The organism is Massilia antarctica (assembly GCF_015689335.1).
GTDB lineage: Bacteria > Pseudomonadota > Gammaproteobacteria > Burkholderiales > Burkholderiaceae_D > Telluria_A > Telluria_A antarctica.
Window position 1 is genome coordinate 2,767,311 of record NZ_CP065053.1, and the last position, 18,621, is coordinate 2,785,931.

An 18,621-nucleotide genomic window follows, 5' to 3' on the forward strand; every position below is an offset into this window, starting at 1 on the left:
GCACGTCCACAAAGAGTAAATTATTGCCCTCATTCTACACATGTAGTAAGTACGCCAATCGCGAAAGGTCGCTTGCTTGGCCTTTTTGCAACAGGTAGCGAGGTGCTATTTGATCGCACACAGCGCCTCGTACAAGGGGCGCGCTGCCTCGGCGATGCGTTCCAGGCTCGCCTCGCGCAACTGGCCGGTGTCCACCGTGGCCGTGCTGTCCAGGCCCGCCCAGCGCAGCAGCGCCGCGCAGGCTTGCGGATGGTCGAACATACCGTGCAGGTAGCTGCCCAGGATCTGGTCGTCCTTCGAGCGCGCGCCTTCGGCCCGACCATCGATGCGAAACGCCGGCGTATCGAGCGCCGCGCCGCTGGAGACGCCCATGTGAATCTCGTAGCCCGTCACCTCGGCATCGGTGAAGGCGCAGCGGCCCGCCACCTGCGCCAGGCGCTTGTCGGTGGTCAGTTCGGTGCGCAGGTCGAGCAGGCCGAGGCCTGCGGTCACGCCGCTCTCGCCTTCCACTCCATGCGGATCGGTCACCTCGCGCCCCAGCATCTGGAAGCCGCCGCAAATGCCGATCACCTTGCCGCCGTAGCGCAGGTGCTTGTCGATATACGGCCCCCAGCCCTGGTCGAGCAGATAGGCCAGGTCCCCGCGCGTGTTTTTGCTGCCCGGGATAATCAACAGGTCGCAGGCCGGCTTGGCCTCGTTCTGGCGCACGAACTGCAGGTCCACATCCGGATGCACGCGCAGCGCATCGAAATCGGTATGATTGCTCATGCGCGGCAGCGACGGCACCACCACCTTGAAGGCGCCGTGCGAGGCTTGCACCGCCTGCACCGCGTCTTCCGCGTCGAGGAACAGGCCTTGCAGGTAAGGCAGCACCGCCAGCACCGGTTTGCCGGTCTGCTGTTCCAGCCATTCCAGGCCCGGTTCCAGCAGCGAGATATCGCCGCGAAAACGGTTGATGACGAAACCGATGGTCCGGTCACGCTCACTCTGCGACAGGCATGAGAGCGTACCCACGATATGCGCGAACACGCCGCCGCGGTCGATGTCGGCCACCAGGATCACCGGGCAGTCGACCGCCTCGGCGAAGCCCATGTTCGCGATATCGCGGTCGCGCAGGTTGATCTCCGCCGGGCTGCCGGCGCCTTCCACCACGATTGCCTGGTACTGCTGGCGCAGGCGATCGTACGATTCGAGCACGGCGCCCATCGCCACGGTCTTGTACTGATGGTAGTCGCGTGCATTCATCTCGGCCCGCACCTTGCCGTGAATGACCACCTGCGCGCCGATGTTACTCGATGGCTTGAGCAGCACCGGATTCATGTCCGTATGCGGCGCCACGCCGGCGGCAATCGCCTGCAGCGCCTGGGCGCGGCCGATTTCGCCGCCGTCAGCCGTCACCGCGCTGTTCAAGGCCATGTTCTGCGGCTTGAACGGCGCCACCGTCACGCCCTCGTTTTTCAGCAGGCGGCACAAGGCCGCCACCACGGTACTCTTGCCCGCGTCGGACGTGGTTCCCTGCACCATCAGCGTGTGATAAGGAAAGCTGCTCATGGCGAGGTGCGGCGCTGGCGCACGATGTCGAGTTTCTCGCACAGGATTTCGGCGCCGGCGATCATGCGCGGCCCGGAGCGGTTGAGCAGGTTGCCGTCGATGCTGAACAAATTGCCGCGCTTGACCGCCGTCATGGTGATGTAAGGCTTCCACAGATTAAGGCCTACGTCCGTGGGACTGCGCTCGCCGCTGAACAGCGCCTCCGGATCTTCCTGCAGTACCGCTTCCACCGTGACCACTGGCGCGGTGACTTTCAGCTTGCCGAATACATTCTCGCCGCCGCACAAGCGCATGGCGTCGCTCAGGATATGGCCGTCGTTGAGCGTGTAGAGCGGCTTGTCCCACACCTGGTAAAACATGCGCACCGGCGCGCGCTTGGCATATTTGAGCTGCATTGCGCCGAGGCGCTTGCGCAGATCGGCCGCCGCCGGGTCGGCCACGGCTTCGGTGCCCATCAGCTTTCCGAGGCGCGTGAGGTTGCTGGCAATGTCGTCGAGCTTACGCGGCTCGCTGTGGAACATGGGAATGCCGAGCGCGCGGATCTGGTCGATCTGACGCTCTGAACTGCCGTGCATCCAGACCACGATCAGGTCCGGCTTGAGAGAGGCGACGCGCTCCATGTCGAACCCGCTGTGGCTGCCCACTTGCGGCAGACGCTTGGCCGCTTCCGGATAATCGCTGTAGGCGACGGCGGCAATCAGGCGCTCGGCGCCGCCGGCCGCGTACAGCATCTCGGTTACGTGTGGGGCCAGCGCAATCACCCGCTGGGCGGGTTTTTGCAAGGTCACCGGCTTGCCATCGTCATCATGGACGGTGATCGCCGCGCCCGCGTTCAGCGCGATCATGCCGGCAAATGCCGCAAACAGTTTTTTCATCGTGATCCCAGGTTCCATTCTTCCAGGGCGAGCGCCAGGCGCCGCCATCCATCAACATCCGCCGGCAGGCCAAGGCGAATGCCCCGCGCCGCCTTGGGAAACAGCCGCACCCAGATCCCGCGTTTGGCCATGTGCTGCCAGAATGCCTCCGGCTGCGCTTCAGGCCACCATTGAAACAGGTCGGTGCCGGTCGAGGCGATGCCATTTGCAGCGAGCAGCGTTCGCAAGCGCGCGCCTTCGCTGGCAAGCCGTGCGCGCATCGTCTCCTGCCACGCCCCATCGCGCAGCGCCGCCGTTGAAACCTGCTGCGCCGGACCGCTGACCGTCCACGGCCCGAGCAAGTCGGCGAGTTGCGACAGCAGGGGCGCATGCGCCCCCACGAAACCCATGCGCACGCCGGCCAGGCCAAAGAATTTTCCGACAGAGCGCAGCACGATCAGGCCGGGGCGGTCGCTGTGCGCGGCCACGCTCAGCTGAGGCGCGGTGTCGCCAAAGGCTTCGTCCACCACCAGCCAAGCGCCGCGCTGGTCCAACTGCGCGGCCCAGTCCAGCAAGCGTTCCGGCGCCACGGTGGCGCCGGTCGGATTATTCGGATTGCACAGCACCAGCACGTCGCATTCTGGCAGCACCGCATCGAGCGCATCGTATTGCACCTCGCTCATGCTGTGCCCATGCCTGGCCCAGTGGTGCGCATGTTCGGCATACGACGGCGCGGCCACCACTACGCGCGATGGGGGGCGCAACTGGGGCAGCGCCTGGATCGCGGCTTGCGTGCCGGCCACGGCCAGCATGCACGGCGCGCCGTAAAAGGCGCTCGCCGCCCGCGTCAATTCAGGATCGGTTTCCGGCAGCCGGTGCCACGCATTACCCGCCAGTTGCGGCGCCGGGTACCAGGTCGGATTCAGTCCCGTCGACAGGTCCAGCCAGTCGTCCAGTGGCCGGTTGAAGCGGATCGATGCCGCACGCAGGTTGCCGCCGTGTTCAAGCATGGATTGCTCCCGTCAAGAGTGCCGCCGCCGCGGCCACGCCAAGCCACAGCAGCGCGGTGGCGCGCACCAGCTTCCAGGCGCGCGCGATATCGCCAGCCTGCGCGGCCCGGCCGCGTCCCAGCGGCGGGCGCTGTTCGGCCACGCCGTCATAGGTCGCGCTGCCGCCAAGCGCCAGGCCCAGCGCGCCGGCGCCGCTCGCCATCACCGGACCCGCGTTCGGGCTTGGCCAGCCCGGCGCCTGCGCGCGCCAGCATTCCCAGGCCGCGCGCCGGTGATCGGCCAGCAGCACGTACGAGAGCGCGGTCAGGCGCGCCGGCACGTAATTGAGTACATCGTCGATGCGCGCCGCCGCCCAGCCGAATTGCAGGAAGCGGGTGCTCTTGTAGCCCCACATCGCATCGAGCGTGTTCGCCAGCCGGAACAGCAGCGCGCCCGCGCCGCCGGCCACCACGAACCAGAACAGGGTGCCGAACACCGCGTCGTTACCATTTTCGAGCAGCGATTCGGCGCTTGCCTTGGCCAGGTCCGCCTCGCTGGCGCTGGCGGTATCGCGGCTGACGATGCGTGCCGTCAGCAGGCGCGCCTGCGTCAGGTCGCCGCTTTCCAGCGCCTGCGCGATCGGCAGGTTATGGTCGCGCAGGCTGCGGAAACCCAGGCAGAAGTACAGCAGGACAGCATGCGCGGCCAGCCCTGTCTTAACGCATACCAGCGCGCCCAGTGCCGCCAGCGGCAGCACCGCCAGCATCCACGCCAGCACCCCGCGCGCAAGGCGGCCTTGCCCGCGATTGAGCGTGCGCTCGATGCGGTTGGCCAGATTGCCGAAGCCCACCAGCGGATGAAAGCGGCGTGCTTCGCCCAGGAGCAGGTCCAGCAGCACGCCGCCCGCCAGCAGCAGCGCCACCTGCGCGAGGGTCAGGCCACTCAGCATGCCTGGCCTTTCATGGTGAGCGGCATGCCGGCCACGATGAACAGGGCACGGTCGCACACCTTGGCCACGGCCTGGTTCAGCCGGCCCGCCTCGTCGGTGAAGCAGCGCGACACGGCGCCGTAAGGCACGATCCCCAGTCCCACTTCGTTCGATACCAGGATGACGTCGCCGGGCGCTTCGGGCAAGGCGGCCAGCAGCGCATCGCACTGTTCGTAAAAGATCGCAGGCAGGCCGATCACGCCCACTTCCGGGAAGTCCTGGTCGACCGAGAAAATCAGATTGGTCAGCCACAGGGTCAGGCAATCGACCAGCACCAGGGTGTCCGGTTCGCTGCAGCGCAGGATCGCGTCACCGAGCTGCAGCGGCTCTTCGATGGTGGTCCAGCTTCCCGGCCGGCTCGAACGATGGGTCGCGATGCGCTGCGCCATTTCACCATCGCCGGATCGCGCGGTGGCGATGTAGACCACTTCTTTGCCCGATTCGAGCGCCAGCTTTTCGGCGTACGAACTTTTGCCGGAACGCGCGCCGCCCAGGATCAGCGTGGTCGTCATGCCTGGCTCCTTGAAAACAGGGCCGCCACCGCAGCCGGACAGGATGGGAAATAGGCGTGGAAGTACGATGCCGTCAAGGAGCCGGCGCGGTACAGCGCCTCGCCGCTGGCGCCGCTCGGATGCTTGACCGTGTGCGCCGCCGGCGTGATACCGGTTTCCAGGCGCGAGTAGTGAAACGTGTGCCCGCGCAGCAGGCCTTGCGGCATCTCAAGCCCTTGCGAACCGAGACCGGCAATGCGCGCCTGCATGGTCACGCTGCCTTCGAGCAGGCCGGCCATCGGCCACACCGTGCCCGCCTGGTCGGCCAGCGAATCGGCCAGCGCCATCATGCCGCCGCATTCCGCGACGATCGGCATGCCTGCCGCATGCGCGGCGCGGATCGATGCGCGCCAGCGCGCGGCACCGGCCAAGGTTTCGCCGTGCAGTTCCGGATAGCCGCCGGGCAGATACACCGCGTCGGCCTGCGCCGGCACCGCATCGTCGGCCAGCGGCGAAAAGAAGGCGAGGCTGGCACCCAGCGCGCGCAGGGTGTCCAGGTTGGCCGGGTACAGGAAGGCAAAGGCGGCGTCGCGCGCAATGGCGATGGTGCGCCCGGCCAGCAGCGGTGCCGGCGCTTCCACGCGCGCGGTGAGGTCGATGCGGGTGCTACGCAGTTGCATCCACGCAGCGTCGTCGAACTCCAGCTGGTCGGCCAGCAGGTCGAGCAGGCCGTCCACATCCTGCACTTCGGCCGGCAGCACCAGGCCCAGGTGGCGTTCGGGCAGGGTCTTGGTCTGGCGCGGCAGGATGGCGATCAGCGGAATGTCGCGCATCGACGCCGCCACCATCGCTCCGTGTCCCTTGCTGGCGACACGGTTGGCGATCACGCCCGCCATTTCCACCGGGCCGTAGTCGCGCAAGCCGTGCACCAGGGCGCCGGCGGTTTGCGCCATGGCCGAGGCGTCGATCACCGCCATCACCGGCAGGCCGAATTCGCGCGCCAGGTCGGCCGACGAGGGCGTGCCGTCGTACAGGCCCATCACGCCTTCGATCAGAATCACATCGGCTTCCAGCGCGGCCGCCGCCAGCTGGCTGCGGCACTGCTCGCGCCCCACCATCCACAGGTCGAGCGAGCCGACCTGGGCGCCGCTGGCCCGTTCCAGCAGCATGGGGTCGATAAAATCGGGGCCGCACTTGAAGACGCGCACGCGCTGGCCGCGCCGCACCAGCGCGCGCGCCAGGGCGGCCGTCACGGTGGTCTTGCCCTGGCCGGACGACACGGCGGCCACCAGCAGCACGCGCACATCTGCGTGGTCGGCCATCAGAACTCCGTCCCGGCTTGCGCCGCAATGCCGGCCTTGAAGGCATGCTTGACCACGGCCATTTCGGTCACCGTGTCGGCAATCGCGATCAGTTCTTCCGGTGCACCGCGCCCGGTGATGACCACGTGCTGCATGCCGGGCCGGTCGAGCAGGTCGGCGATGACGGCGTGGACGTCCAGGTATTTGTACTTGAGCGCGATATTGAGTTCGTCGAACAGCACCAGGCCGATGGCCGGGTCGGACAGGAAGCCCTTGGCCAGCGCCCACGCTTCCTCGGCTTTTTCGATGTCGCGCTCGCGGTTCTGGGTGTCCCAGGTGTAGCCTTCGCCCATGGCGTGGAAGCTCACTTCGTCGGGAAAGCGGCGCAGGAATTTTTCTTCGCCGGTCGACATCGCACCCTTGATGAACTGGACCACCGCCACCTTCATGCCGTGCCCCATGGCGCGTACCACCATGCCGAAGCCGCTCGAACTCTTACCCTTGCCATTGCCGGTGTTGACGATGATGATGCCGATTTCCTTTTGCGCCTCGGCGATCTTCTGGTCGATGACGGCCTTCTTGCGCTCCATGCGGACGCGGTGGCGTTCATTGAGTTCGCTCGTTGCGGTGTCGTCACTCATGCGGATTCCTCGGTTGGGATAAAAATACGGCGGGCGCCGTGGGGAAGGACTTCAATCGGGTGGCCAAGGTAGCGGCTCAGGACCGGTGCTTGCATCACGTCGTCGACCGGGCCGGCCAGCCATTCGCCGTCGCCCATCATCAGGAGCGCGTGGCTCGACGCCTGGTGCGCCAGGTTCAGGTCGTGGCCGATCATCACGGCTGTCTTGCCCTGCTCGCGGCACAGTTTTTCCAAGAGGCGCATCACGCTGTGCTGGTGCGCCAGGTCGAGCGCGTTGGCCGGTTCGTCCAGCAGCAGCAGGGGTGTATCCTGCGCCAGCATGGCGGCAATCGCCACGCGCTGGCGCTCGCCGCCGGACAGGGTGCGCACGTCGCGTTCGGCCAGGTCGGCCACTTCCATCGAGGCCAGCGCGGCGTGCGCGATGGCGTAGTCGTCGCTGCCTTCCCAGTAGCGGTTGGCGTGGTAGGGATGGCGCGCCGCCAGCACGGTTTCGATGGCGCGGTAGGCAAAGGCGTCGCTGCGCGATTGCGGCAAGAAGGCGCGCTGGCGCGCCAGTTCTTCCAGCGGCCAGTCCTTGAGCACGCGCCCGCCGATGGCGATGCTGCCGCCATCGGGCTCGCGCAGGCCGGCCAGGGCGCGCATCAGGGTGCTTTTGCCGGCGCCGTTGCGGCCGATAATGCACCACGATTCGCCGCCGCGCACTTGCCAGTCGAGCTTTTCCACCAGGGTGCGGCTGCCGGCGGTGAGCAGCAGTTGGCGCGCTTCGATCATCATGAGCGGTTCAGCCGGTGGAGTTGATACAGGAAGACGGGGGCGCCGATCAGCGCGGTGATCACGCCCACCGGCAACTGCTGCGGCGCCAGGACGGTGCGCGCCAAGGTATCGGCCAGCACCAGGAAGGCGCCGCCGGCCAGGGTGGCTGCGGGAATCAGCAGCCGGTGATCGGGGCCGCAGGCGAAGCGGCAGGCATGCGGCACGATCAGGCCGACGAAGCCGATGCTGCCGGCGCTGGTCACGGCGCTGGCGGTCAGCATGCCGGAGCAGAAAAACAAGCCCTTGCGCAGGGCGCTGACCGGAATGCCCAGGGTGGCGGCGGCTTCCGCGTGCAGCGCCAGCACGTTCAAGGATCGGGCGCTGCGCAGCGCGAAGGCCAGGCCGGCAGCCAGCACGATCCACGGCAGCGGGCGCAAAGGGGCGCCGGCGATGTCGCCGATCATCCAGAAAATCATGCTGCGCAAGCGGCTTTCGGGCGCGATCGAGAGCATCAGGGTCACCAGCGCGATGCACGACGTGGACAGGATCGCGCCGGTCAGCAGCAGCAGGGACGAGCCGCCTTCGGCCGCCGCGTTGCCGCGCAAATCGCGCCGCGCCAGCAGGTACAGCAGCATCGAGACGGCAACCGCGCCCACGAAGGCGGCCACGTCGACCATCCACATGGCCCACATGAACAGCAGCGCGGCCAGCGCGCCGACCGACGCACCGGCCGAGATGCCCAGTACATACGGTTCGGCCAGGGGATTGCGCAGCAAGGCTTGCATCATCACGCCGGCCAGCGCGAGCGCGCTGCCGGTGACGAATGCCACCAGTGCGCGCGACAGGCGCAGGTCGAGCAGGGTGGCGGCCAGGGTCGAGGTATCGCCTTTCGCCAGCGCGATCAGCGCGCCCGGCATCTCCGCCAGCGGAATCGGCACCGAGCCGACCATCCCGGAGACCACCAGGCTTGCCAACGCCAGCAAGCAGAGCGCCGTGATGACGACCTTGGCCCGATGGCGCATGTTGCGAAAGAACGGATGCATGCGATTCCTATGTGCTGCCTTAGCGGATGCCGTAGCGGACGCCGGCAAACACCTGTCGGCCGGCGGTGGCGTAATTGCGCGCCGTTTCATACTGTTTGTCGGCGGCGTTGTTCAACCGTAGCACGGCTGACCAGTCGGGTGCAAAGCGATATTCGGCAAACAGGTTCACCAGTCCGTAGCCGGGCAGCGTGTTGCGGTTGGCCAGGTCGTCGAAGCGCTTGGCGGATAACTGTACACCGGCGCCGGCGGCCAGTGCGCCCGCGCTGTACTCGATGGCGAACTTGGCGTGGCGCCTGGCGCGCCGCTGCAGGCTTTTGCCAGTGGTGTCGTCGCGCGGGTCCTGCAGATCGAGCGAACCGCTCATGTCGAAGGCGCCCATGCGGGTGCGTGCACCAAGGCTGATGCCTTCCAGGGTGGCGCGGTCGACGTTGTAGGCGCAGCCGTTCGGATGCGTCTCCAGCTGGACCGGGCATTTGCTGGTGTTGACCAAAAGGTCGCTCAGGCGGTTGCGGTACCAGACCGCGCTGGCCTCAAGCGTGCCGTCGTTGTAATACACGCCGCCTTCGACGTTCCTGCCATGTTCCGGCTTGTTGGTATCGACCCCGTAGTTCGGGTAATACAGTTCGTTGAAGGTCGGTGCGCGAAAGCTGGTGCCGGCGCTGGCGTTCACGCGCAGCGCCCGCGTGAGTTTGTAGCCGTAGCCGACGCCGCCGGTGACCTTGGCGCCGTACTGGGTGCTGTCGTCGCGCCGCGCGCTGGCGCTGGCCAGATGGTTGCCGCGCTTGAGCGAGTAGGCGGCGGCCAACGAATTGGTCGCGCGGCTGGTGTTCAAGGCGCGCGTGGTGTCGGCGAACACGTCTTCCACGCGCCGTTCCAGCACCAGTTGCAGCAAGTCGCTGCCAAGGGCGATGTCGTTCTGCATGCTGTAGGCGTGCAGGCGCGTGTCGATGCGGTTGCTGCTTGTCGCACTGGAGAAGTTGACCGATTTGTCATCGGCCTCGGACGCCTGCAGGCTCACTTTCCAGTTGGGCGTGATCTGGTGTTTCGAATACACGGCGATGTTGTCCATGTTTTGCACGCTACGCACGTCGAAAGGACCCGGCCCCGCATCGTACTGCGACTTGAGATGGCTGTGCAGGTACAGCAGGCCCGCTTCGTGACCCTTTGCCAGCACGATGCCCAACTGGCCGGTGGCGCTGTCCCTGGCATAGCCGTCGTTGTCCTGGTTGTAGGAAAAATTGCCCGGTTTGGTCGTCGAGAAACCGTCATCCTTGTCCTTCGATACACCGAAAGCGTAGCTGATGCTGTTCTCCCCTTCGCTGGCGCCGGCCACGCCGAACGCCATCGAGCGCGCCTTGTCGCTGCCCGCTTCCACGGCGGCGGTGACCTTTGGCGCGCCGGCGCCGCGCCGGGTGAAAATCTGCACCACGCCGCCGATGGCGTCGGCGCCGTACATGGTGGCCAGCGGGCCGTAGACGATTTCGATGCGGTCGATGTTCGCCAGCGGCAGGGTGGCCCAGTTGGCGATGCCGATCGTGGACGAGCCAATGCGGACGCCGTCGACCAGCACCACGGTCTGTTTGGCGTCGCCGCCACGGATGAAGACCTGCGATGCGCTGCCCGGACCGCCGTTACGCGTGATCTCGATGCCGCGCTGCTTTTGCAGCAGTTCGACGACATTGCCCGCGCCCGAGCGGGCGATGTCGGTGGCGCTGATCAGCACATGGTCGCTCAGCACGTCGCTGGACGGCTGCGGTGCGCGCGCGGCGGTGATGACGACGGCGGCAACGGCCGTATCGGCGGCGCTGTCGGCCAGGGCACATGGGGAGGTAAAAGCTAGCGCGAGCGACGTCAGGACCGCGTGGCGTACAACAGGAAAGGTCATGACAAATCTTCAGTGAATGCGATTGCGAGCAACCGGCCGACGTCCCCGTTGGCCAGATTGAAAAGAAACGCGCGGACCTGGCCGCACGCTTCCACCTGTTTTGGCCGGTATCCGGGCTGGCAAATGCGGCCGTCTCACCTTCCCATGCCAAATGCACAGTGGTCGTTCGAGGCGGCTCGTCGCTACGTGGGCGACATTTGCTTACCGTTGCGGGGGCAGCACACGTTGGCCTGTTGCAGGCTTCGTGTTTCCCAGTTTAACTGCGCTCATGGACATGGGCGCGGGCACCAAAACCCGATAATTATACACAGTCGATGATGACGGTCTCGCCGTAGGCAATGGCGTGGGGATGCTGCGCCGCTTCCAGCGCCATGGCCTCGGGCGCCAGGCCCCGCGCGCGCGCCGACAGCAGGCGGATGGTACCGGCGTGGCAGATGACGATGGCGCCGGGCGCTGGCAGGCGCATGCAGTCGGCATGAAACGCGGACACGCGGCGCGCCATGTCGGCGACGCTTTCGCCGCCGCCGGGGCGGTAGCCGGCCATGTCGGCGGCCCAGGCATCGACGCCGGCGCGGTCGATGTCGTCCCAGCGGCGCATTTCCCATTCGCCGAAATCGAGTTCGGCCAGGCGCGCGTCATATCGCACCGCCGCGCCGCCCAAGGCGGCCGCCAGGTCGGCGCAGCGCCGCAGGGGGCTGGAAAACAGCGGCATGCCAGCGGGCAGGGCGGCGCGCAGGGCGGGCAGGGCCAGCGCCTGCATGTCCGGATCGACAGCGAGGTCGGTGCGTCCGTAGCACACGCTGGGCGCGACCTGCGGCGCCAGGTGGCGTACCAGATACAGGCGCATTCTCAGCCCCAGAGGCCGTGATGGAAAAACGCCAGCAGCGCCAGATAGATGACCACCTCGGCCACCTGCTGCACGGCGCCCAGGCAGTCGCCGGTGTAGCCGCCGATGCGGCGCAGGCACTTGGCGCCCAGCCACCACGCCACCAGCGCGGCGCCCATCACGCCGGTGAGCAGCGCAAGCCAGGGCACCATGCCGGCCGTGGCCAGCGCCAGTGCGGGCACACCGGCGCAGGCGCAGGCGATGCCGAATTCGCGGTTGCTCATATGCTGGGCCATCGGCTTGGCCTTGCCCTCGGCGCGCGCGTATTCCATTTCCCAGATCAGGCTCACCGCGGCAAGGCGCGACAAGGGATGGGCGATGAACAGCGCCGCGATGACGGCGGGTGCGGGCAGAAAGGACAGCAGGGCGCACTTGAGCGCCACCGTCAGCCCCATGCCGACCGCGCCGTAGGTGCCGATGCGCGAGTCCTTCATGATTTCCAGCACCCGCTCGGTGCTCAAGCCGCCGCCGAAGCCGTCGCACATGTCGGCCAGGCCGTCCTCGTGGAAGGCGCCGGTCAGGTAGATCGCCGCCACCGTCGACAGCAGCACCGCCACCGGCGCGGGCCAGAGCCATGCGGCGCCCGCATACACCGCCGCGGCAACGCCGGCGACGACCACGCCGACCAGCGGAAAATAGCGCGATGCATGGTGCAGCCAGGCCGGATCGAATCCGACCCAGCCCGGAATCGGCACGCGGGTGAAAAACTGCAGCGCGATGAAGAACAGCCGGCACTGGTGGACGATGCTGGCCATGGTCCGTACTTACGCCGACTGGCCGCTGACCCGCGCCGACTGGAAGGTGGCCATCTCGCCGAGGAAGTTGACGGCCGCGTGCAGCAGCGGCAGCGCCAGGGCGCAGCCGGTGCCTTCGCCCAATCGCAGGCCCAGGTTGAGCAGCGGCTTGGCCTGGAAGTGACCGAGCATGCGCGCGTGGCCCGCTTCGTCGGAGCAGTGCGAGAACACGCAGTAATCGAGGATGGCCGGTTGCAGGCGCGCCGCCACCAGCAGCGCGCTGCTGACGATGAAGCCGTCGATCAGCAGCACCATGCGCCGCTCGGCCGCCTTGAGCATGGCGCCGGCGATCATGGCAATCTCGAAGCCGCCGAAGGTGGCCAGGATGTCGAGTGGCTCGCTCATCTCGCCATGCAGGGCGACCGCCGCCTCGATCACGTTTTGCTTGTGCAGCACGCCCTCTGGCGAAAGGCCGGTGCCGGCGCCGACGCAATCGGCCACCGGCGAGCCGGTCAGCTTGTGCATCAGGGCAGCGGCGGCGGTGGTGTTCCCGATGCCCATTTCGCCGAAGCCGATCACATTGCCTTCCAGGTTGCCGACGATGCGCATGCCATGCGCCAGGGCGGCGGCGCATTCGGCCCAGCTCATGGCCGGCTGCTGCGCGAAGTTGGCGGTGCCGCGTCCGACCTTGCAGTCCATCAGGGCTGCGCGCTTGCCGAAATCGTGATTCACGCCGGCGTCGATGATTTGCAGCGCGCAGCCGTTCTGGCGCGCGAACACGTTGATGGCCGCGCCCTTGGACAGGAAGTTCTCGACCATTTGCCAGGTCACGCTTTGCGGATAGGCCGAGATGCCTTCGGCCACCACGCCGTGATCGGCCGCGAACACGAGGATGGCCGGCTTGTGCAGCGCGACCCTGGTCGTTTGCTGGATCAGGCCGATCTGCTTCGCCAGGGTTTCGAGCGCGCCCAGGCTGCCCAGCGGCTTGGTCTTGTTGTCGATCGCTTGGGTCAGTTCGCTGGCCAGCAGTGGGTCGTGGGTGGAAAGTATGTCAGGGAGGCGCATCGTGGAGAGATAAGAAAGTGTCAAGAAATTTCCGCGCTAAGATAGCACACTCGCGTTCCGGGGTTTCTGCAAGACCAGCGTGGACGATCAAAGTGCGGCACAATTGGCCTGTGAATGTTGTCGTTTCATACAAAAGACTGTATTAAAAAAATAGGAAGAACATGAACGAGCAGGTTGCGCGGGATGTGGTGCTGGTGCGCTCCGTTGAAACAATGGATGGCAAGCATGAGGTGCTGAGCGACGACGATCGCCTGTATGCCAGCCGTAGCGCGCGGGAACTGGCGCAATGGCAGGCATCGGACAGCAAGTCGGAGGTCACGAACGAGCATTTCTTGCAGCAGCGCGCCGAGCAGATCCTCAAGCGGCTGGGCGAGCGCACACCCGTCTTCGCGGCCATTGCGCGGCGGCGCGGTGGGTTCAAGGCGTTGTCGCTGGGCGTGCCGCTGCTGGCGCTGGTGGTCGGCGCCGGGGTCGACCGGATTGGCGATCCGCACCGGGTCGACCTGCTGTCGGCGCCGTTGCTGGCGGTTATCGGCTGGAATGTAGCGGTGTATCTGCTGTTGCTGGCCTGGCTGTTCGTGCCCGCGCGCAAGAACGGCTGGGTCTCGCCGGCCTTGCTGCGCCGCCTGAGCGGGGCGCAATTGTCGCTGCCGCGCAAGTTGCCGCATGTGCTGGCGGCCGCGCTGACCGATTTCAGCCTGCAGTGGACCGAGCTGAGCGCAAAGCTGACGCACGCGCGCCTGGCGCGCACCATGCATCTGGCCGCCGCCATGTTCGCCATGGGCGCGATCCTGTCGCTGTACGCGCGCGGATTTCTGTCGGAATATGTGGCCGGCTGGGAAAGCACCTTCCTGGGCGCCGGGCAGGTGCATGCCATCCTGTCGGTCGTGTTCGCGCCGGCCGTGGCGCTGTTGCCGCTGGACGGCTTCAGCGTGGCCGATATCGAAGCCTTGCATTTTTCGCGCACGCCCAGCGGGGCGGGCGGGGCCAGATGGGTCCATTTATATGGCGCGACCTTGCTGCTGCTGGTGGTGCTGCCGCGCCTGATCCTGGCGGGTGTTGCCCACTGGCGCGCGCAACAGATGCACAACAGGTTTCCGCTGGACCTGGAACAACCGTATTTCCGCAAACTGAACGGCGAGGCCGGCACCACCGCGCCGGCTGTGCTGCGCGTGCTGCCGTACAGCTTTACGCTCGACGAGCCGCGCCACCAGGGCCTCTCGCAGGTGGCGCTCACCCTGTTCGGCGAACAGGCGCGGGTGATGCTGCGCCCGTCGTCCAGCTATGGCGAAGAGGCCGTGGACAGCCTGCGCGACCTGAGCCTGGACGACCCGAACGTGACGGTGACCGCTGTGCTGTTCAGCCTGGCGGCGACGCCGGAGAAGGAAAATCACGGCGCCTTTCTCGATTATCTGGTGCGCTCGTCCAGGCGCGGCATTGCGGTGCTGATCGATGAATCGGCACTGGTCGAGCGCAGCGTCGCCCAGGCCGGGGACGATGTGCGGCTGGCCGAACGCATCGCGCTATGGCAACAGTTTTGCAACTTCCACCGCGCCCCGGCGACCATCGTCAACCTGCTCGATCCGGAGCGCCGTTCGCTGGAATCCGGCGCCGGACTTAGTTTATCGAAGGCATCATGAGCGACACCCCTGTCCACATCCAGTTTGCGCTGATCTCGCATACCAACAACGGCAAGACCACCCTGGCGCGTACCCTGGTCGGGGTCGACGTGGGCGAGGTGCGCGATGCCGCCCACGTGACCATCTTCGCCGAGTCGCACCTGCTACTCAAGACAGCCGGGGGCGATACCCTGCAATTGTGGGACACGCCCGGTTTCGGCGATTCGGTGCGCCTGCTCAAGCGGCTGGGCATGTCGGGCAATCCGATCGGCTGGTTCCTGCGCGAAGTGCTGGACCGCTACCGCGACCGCCCGTTCTGGCTCAGCCAGCAGGCGCTGCGCACCGCGCGCGATGAAGCGGACGTGGTGCTGTATCTGGTCAACTCGTCCGAACATCCGCGCGACGCTGGCTATATGCCGGCCGAAATGCGCATCCTGGAGTGGCTCGGGAAGCCCGTCGTGGTGCTGCTCAACCAGCTGGGGCCGCCGCGTCCCGCGCATGAGGAACAGGAAGAGCAGGCGCGCTGGAAACAGCATCTGGACCAGTACAAGATCGTGCGCGATGTGCTGGCGCTCGATGCCTTCGCCCGCTGCTGGGTGCATGAGCGTGTCTTTTACGAGGCGGTCGGCAAGCTGGTCGACGAGTCCAAGCGGGCCGGATACGCGCGCCTGTTTGCGCAGTGGGAAGCGAACAACCGCGAGCGCTTCGATGAGTCGATGCGCATCACCGGTGCGCAGCTGGCCGGCGCGGCGCGCGATAGCGAACCGGTTGAGGCGGACGAGAAGACCTTCCTCAAGTCGGCCTTGAAAGTGGTGGGCCTGGGCAAGAGCGACCAGCAGCGGCAGGAGCGGGCCATGGGGGTGCTGATCGACCGGCTCAACCAGAACATCGCGGCCACCACCGCGCGCCTGCTGGCGCTGCACAAGCTCGATCCGAGCGAGGCGCCCAAGATCAACGCGCGTGTGAGCAAGAATTTCACCGTGCGCGCCCCGGTCGACCGGGCCCAGGCGGGGCTGCTGGGGGCGGTGGTGTCGGGCGCGGCGACCGGCTTGTCGGCCGATCTGATGGCGGGCGGATTGACTTTCGGCGCCGGGGCCTTGCTGGGCGGGGTAGTGGGCGCGCTGACGGCGGCCGGAGCGGCCTGGGGCTTTAACACCAGCACCGACCGCAACCGCACCACGATGCAATTCGCCGACGATTTCCTGCAAACCTTGCTGATCGGTAGCGTCCTGCGTTATCTGGCGGTGGCGCACTTCGGGCGCGGGCGCGGCAACTTCGTCGAAGGCGAGGCGTCGGCGTTCTGGCAGGCGGAAGTGGAAAGCGCGGTGGCGCGGGAGGCGGGGAAGCTGGCCGGGCTGTGGCAGGCGCTGCGCGAGGAGGGCGCGGCCGGCAAGGCGGCGGCCGATGTCGAGGCAATCGCGACGACAGTGGCGCGCGCGACCCTGGCGAAGCTGTATCCGGAGCCGGTCTGACTTTGCTTGTCGTGTAAGACGGCTAGTCACGCATTTTCTGCTGCGCCGTTTCTCGACAAATCAGAATACGTATTGGGCACTGACGCCCGCCAGCCAGTTGCGCTGTGGCGCGGCTTCGTAAAAGCGCTTGTTGGCATCGCCGACGATCACCGATCCCACATACCGGCGGTCGCTCAGGTTATTCAAGCGCACGAACTGCTTCAGGCGCCACCCGCCCAATGACTGTTTGGCCTGGAAGCGCGCATTCCATATCGCGTAGCCGGGCGCGGCGATATCCGCGTTGGCGTCGTCGGCATATACCTTGCTGCTGGCGATGGTTTCCAGCGCCGCGCCGAAGCCATCGTCGTTGCTCTTCCATGCCAGCTCGCCGAACAGATTGGCCTTGGGCACGCCCGGCAAGCGGCTGCCGGCCGTGACGTTACCGAACCCCTGTTCGTAGGTGGCATTCAAGGCTGTCATTGCCAGGCGTCCACTGAATCCCGCGCCGAAGTTGCTGTCCAGCGAGACTTCCGCGCCTTTGCGCAGGGTTTCACTGGCGTTGCGGTAACTGGTGCGCCCGCCGCCAGAGATATCGACCACCAGCTCGTCGCTGGTCTTCACGTGGAATAGCGCGGCGTTGATGCGCGTGTTGCTGCCGAGATAGGCTTTCACACCAGCTTCCACGTGGGTACTGGTGGCGGGCTTGAGCGCAAAGTTGAAGCCGGCGCCGGCGCCGGAATAGAACAGCTCGTTCAAGGTCGGTGTCTCGAAGCCGCGCGCCGCGCTGGCGTAGACATTGATGGCCGGCGAGATTTTGACCAAGGCGCCAAGCACGGGTGTCGTGTGGCGGTAGCTGACACTGCCGCTGTCGTTGCCATTGGTAATAAAACGGTCGTCCACCGATACTTTCATGCGGCTGTGGCGCAGGCCGGCGGTCAACACCCAGTCGCCGCCTTGCCATTCGGCCTGGGCATACGGGTCAACGCTGGACACGGTATTGCTTTCGTCGCGGCGCAGCTTGCCCTGCAGCCCGAACTGGTTACCAATGAAATTCTCGTAGCCCTGGCGCTCGTCGGTCGAACGGCCGTAATCGATGCCGATGGTGGTGCTCAGCTTGCCGCCGGCCACGCTGCGCACCTTGAGCCAGTTGATGTCCGCGCCGTAAAAATCGCGGTCGAAATCGACCACGCCGCCGGACTGGCTGGCGGGCGTCTGCACGAATTTCGAAAACGCCTGGTACTGGATGACCTGGCGATTGCCGCCATACACCATCGCGCGCACCTTGTCGTCGCCCAGGCGCTGCTCGAAGGCGGCGCCGATTTGCTTGTGGTCAATGCTCTTGCGCGTGTCGTAGCGGTCGGCAATGGTGCGCTTGGGCGTCTGTGTATCGGTGGCATCGGTTTCGCCGGCACGCGGGTCGCGCTGGTAAGTGGCCCAGGTGACGCCGAGCGGATCTTGTGTGTCGTCCTGGCTCAGGGCGCTGGCGCTCAGGGTCAGCTTGCTGGTGCTGGTGGGCGCGAGTGTCAGCTTGGCAAAGCTCTGGTCGCGCGTGGCGGCGCTGTGCGCGCGGTAGCCATCGGTGTCGAAGCGGGACGTGTCGATCACGTAGCCGATGCCATTGGCCGCTCCTTGCGCGTTGACGTCCACCTTGCGCGTGCCCTTGCCGCCGCCGATGACGCTGCCTTCAATGCTCGGCCGGCCCTGGCCGTCGCGCGTGAACAGCTGCACGGTGCCGCCGGAATGGTTGCCGTAGATGGCGGAAAAGGGGCCGCGCAGCACTTCGATGCGCTCGGCCATGTCCAGGTTAAAGGTGGCCGCTTGCCCCTGTCCATCGGGCATGGTTGCAGGGATGCCGTCGGCAATCAGGCGCACGCCACGCACGCCGAAGGCGGAACGGGCGCCGAAGCCGCGCGAAGAGATCTGCAGGTCTTGCGCGTAATTCTGGCGATTCTGGGCCACCAGGCCGGGTACCGCGCTGAGCGATTCCGATGCGTTGACGCGCAGTTGGCCGTCGCGGATGCGGGCCGTATCGAGCACGTCGATGGCGGCCGGCAGGTCGAAACTGCCATGTTCGACCCGGCTTCCGCTAATGACGACCACATCGGCCAATGGCGCATCGGCGGCCGCGGCCATGCCCGCCGTACCCAAGGCGAATAAAGTGGCGATGTGGTTCAGTCGAAACGGGCGCAGCTTCATGGGTTCTCCGGTGGATTTTTAGCGTCGGTACGCAATATACGCGCGCCGCCCGGATCCTGCAGCGAGCACGGAGAACCCGGTGCCCTAATGTGCGCCGTAGCACTAACGAAAAGACTAGCCTGTGGGAAGCCGTTGACAGTTTCTTTGCGTTTGCGCAGGCACTCCAGTTGATCTG

General features: G+C 66.4%; 16 protein-coding genes and 1 riboswitch. Of the genes, 2 read left to right on the forward strand and 14 right to left on the reverse strand.

Features of this window, described 5'->3' with window-relative positions; all coding sequences use genetic code 11:
- Positions 1-105 precede the first annotated feature (105 nt).
- The 13 genes from IV454_RS12470 to cobT form a co-directional block, all read right to left on the reverse strand.
- Entirely contained in the window at positions 106-1,551 is a 1,446-nt protein-coding gene (locus tag IV454_RS12470) for a cobyric acid synthase (RefSeq protein ID WP_206091703.1), read from the reverse strand.
- Positions 1,548-2,426, reverse strand: a complete 879-nt coding sequence (locus IV454_RS12475; protein ID WP_206091704.1) for a cobalamin-binding protein — start codon at positions 2,424-2,426, stop codon at positions 1,548-1,550. Before IV454_RS12475 ends, IV454_RS12470 begins: the two co-directional genes overlap by 4 nt.
- Positions 2,423-3,415 carry a threonine-phosphate decarboxylase CobD gene (gene cobD / locus IV454_RS12480; protein WP_206091705.1) on the reverse strand — a complete coding sequence of 331 codons (993 nt, stop codon included), beginning with the start codon at positions 3,413-3,415 and terminating at the stop codon, positions 2,423-2,425. The genes IV454_RS12475 and cobD overlap by 4 nt, the downstream gene beginning before the upstream one ends.
- Positions 3,408-4,343, reverse strand: a complete 936-nt coding sequence (cbiB, locus tag IV454_RS12485) for an adenosylcobinamide-phosphate synthase CbiB (protein WP_206091706.1) — start codon at positions 4,341-4,343, stop codon at positions 3,408-3,410. The genes cobD and cbiB overlap by 8 nt, the downstream gene beginning before the upstream one ends.
- The gene (gene cobU, locus IV454_RS12490; RefSeq protein ID WP_206091707.1) at positions 4,337-4,894 is read right to left on the reverse strand and encodes a bifunctional adenosylcobinamide kinase/adenosylcobinamide-phosphate guanylyltransferase; all 558 of its coding nucleotides are present in this window, start codon (positions 4,892-4,894) and stop codon (positions 4,337-4,339) included. Before cobU ends, cbiB begins: the two co-directional genes overlap by 7 nt.
- A complete protein-coding gene (locus IV454_RS12495; RefSeq protein WP_206091708.1) occupies positions 4,891-6,195 on the reverse strand; it encodes a cobyrinic acid a,c-diamide synthase CobB in 1,305 nt (434 codons plus the stop codon). Before IV454_RS12495 ends, cobU begins: the two co-directional genes overlap by 4 nt.
- On the reverse strand, positions 6,195-6,815 hold the full coding sequence (cobO, locus tag IV454_RS12500; RefSeq protein ID WP_206091709.1) for a cob(I)yrinic acid a,c-diamide adenosyltransferase: 621 nt from the start codon (positions 6,813-6,815) through the stop codon (positions 6,195-6,197). The genes IV454_RS12495 and cobO overlap by 1 nt, the downstream gene beginning before the upstream one ends.
- Positions 6,812-7,585, reverse strand: a complete 774-nt coding sequence (locus tag IV454_RS12505) for an ABC transporter ATP-binding protein (protein WP_206092651.1) — start codon at positions 7,583-7,585, stop codon at positions 6,812-6,814. The genes cobO and IV454_RS12505 overlap by 4 nt, the downstream gene beginning before the upstream one ends.
- Complete coding sequence (locus IV454_RS12510; RefSeq protein ID WP_206091710.1) at positions 7,585-8,610, reverse strand: FecCD family ABC transporter permease; 1,026 nt, start codon at positions 8,608-8,610, stop codon at positions 7,585-7,587. The genes IV454_RS12505 and IV454_RS12510 overlap by 1 nt, the downstream gene beginning before the upstream one ends.
- A 19-nt stretch (positions 8,611-8,629) precedes the next feature.
- A complete protein-coding gene (locus tag IV454_RS12515) occupies positions 8,630-10,495 on the reverse strand; it encodes a TonB-dependent receptor plug domain-containing protein (protein ID WP_206091711.1) in 1,866 nt (621 codons plus the stop codon).
- Positions 10,496-10,580: 85 nt separating this feature from the next.
- Positions 10,581-10,802, reverse strand: a riboswitch (cobalamin riboswitch).
- Positions 10,797-11,342 (reverse strand): histidine phosphatase family protein, encoded by a 546-nt coding sequence (locus IV454_RS12520; RefSeq protein ID WP_206091712.1) that lies wholly within the window; start codon positions 11,340-11,342, stop codon positions 10,797-10,799. (Overlaps the previous riboswitch by 6 nt.)
- A 2-nt stretch (positions 11,343-11,344) precedes the next feature.
- Complete coding sequence (locus IV454_RS12525; protein WP_206091713.1) at positions 11,345-12,136, reverse strand: adenosylcobinamide-GDP ribazoletransferase; 792 nt, start codon at positions 12,134-12,136, stop codon at positions 11,345-11,347.
- A 9-nt stretch (positions 12,137-12,145) separates the two neighbouring features.
- Positions 12,146-13,180, reverse strand: a complete 1,035-nt coding sequence (gene cobT, locus IV454_RS12530) for a nicotinate-nucleotide--dimethylbenzimidazole phosphoribosyltransferase (RefSeq protein WP_206092652.1) — start codon at positions 13,178-13,180, stop codon at positions 12,146-12,148.
- A 161-nt stretch (positions 13,181-13,341) separates the two neighbouring features.
- On the opposite strand from cobT, the gene IV454_RS12535 reads away from it, so the two are divergent.
- Positions 13,342-14,820 (forward strand): DUF2868 domain-containing protein, encoded by a 1,479-nt coding sequence (locus IV454_RS12535; protein WP_206091714.1) that lies wholly within the window; start codon positions 13,342-13,344, stop codon positions 14,818-14,820.
- Positions 14,817-16,271 carry a DUF3482 domain-containing protein gene (locus tag IV454_RS12540; RefSeq protein WP_206091715.1) on the forward strand — a complete coding sequence of 485 codons (1,455 nt, stop codon included), beginning with the start codon at positions 14,817-14,819 and terminating at the stop codon, positions 16,269-16,271. Before IV454_RS12535 ends, IV454_RS12540 begins: the two co-directional genes overlap by 4 nt.
- A 60-nt stretch (positions 16,272-16,331) precedes the next feature.
- On the opposite strand, the gene IV454_RS12545 is transcribed toward IV454_RS12540, so the two are convergent.
- Complete coding sequence (locus IV454_RS12545) at positions 16,332-18,446, reverse strand: TonB-dependent receptor family protein (RefSeq protein WP_206091716.1); 2,115 nt, start codon at positions 18,444-18,446, stop codon at positions 16,332-16,334.
- Between the last annotated feature and the right edge of the window lie 175 nt (positions 18,447-18,621).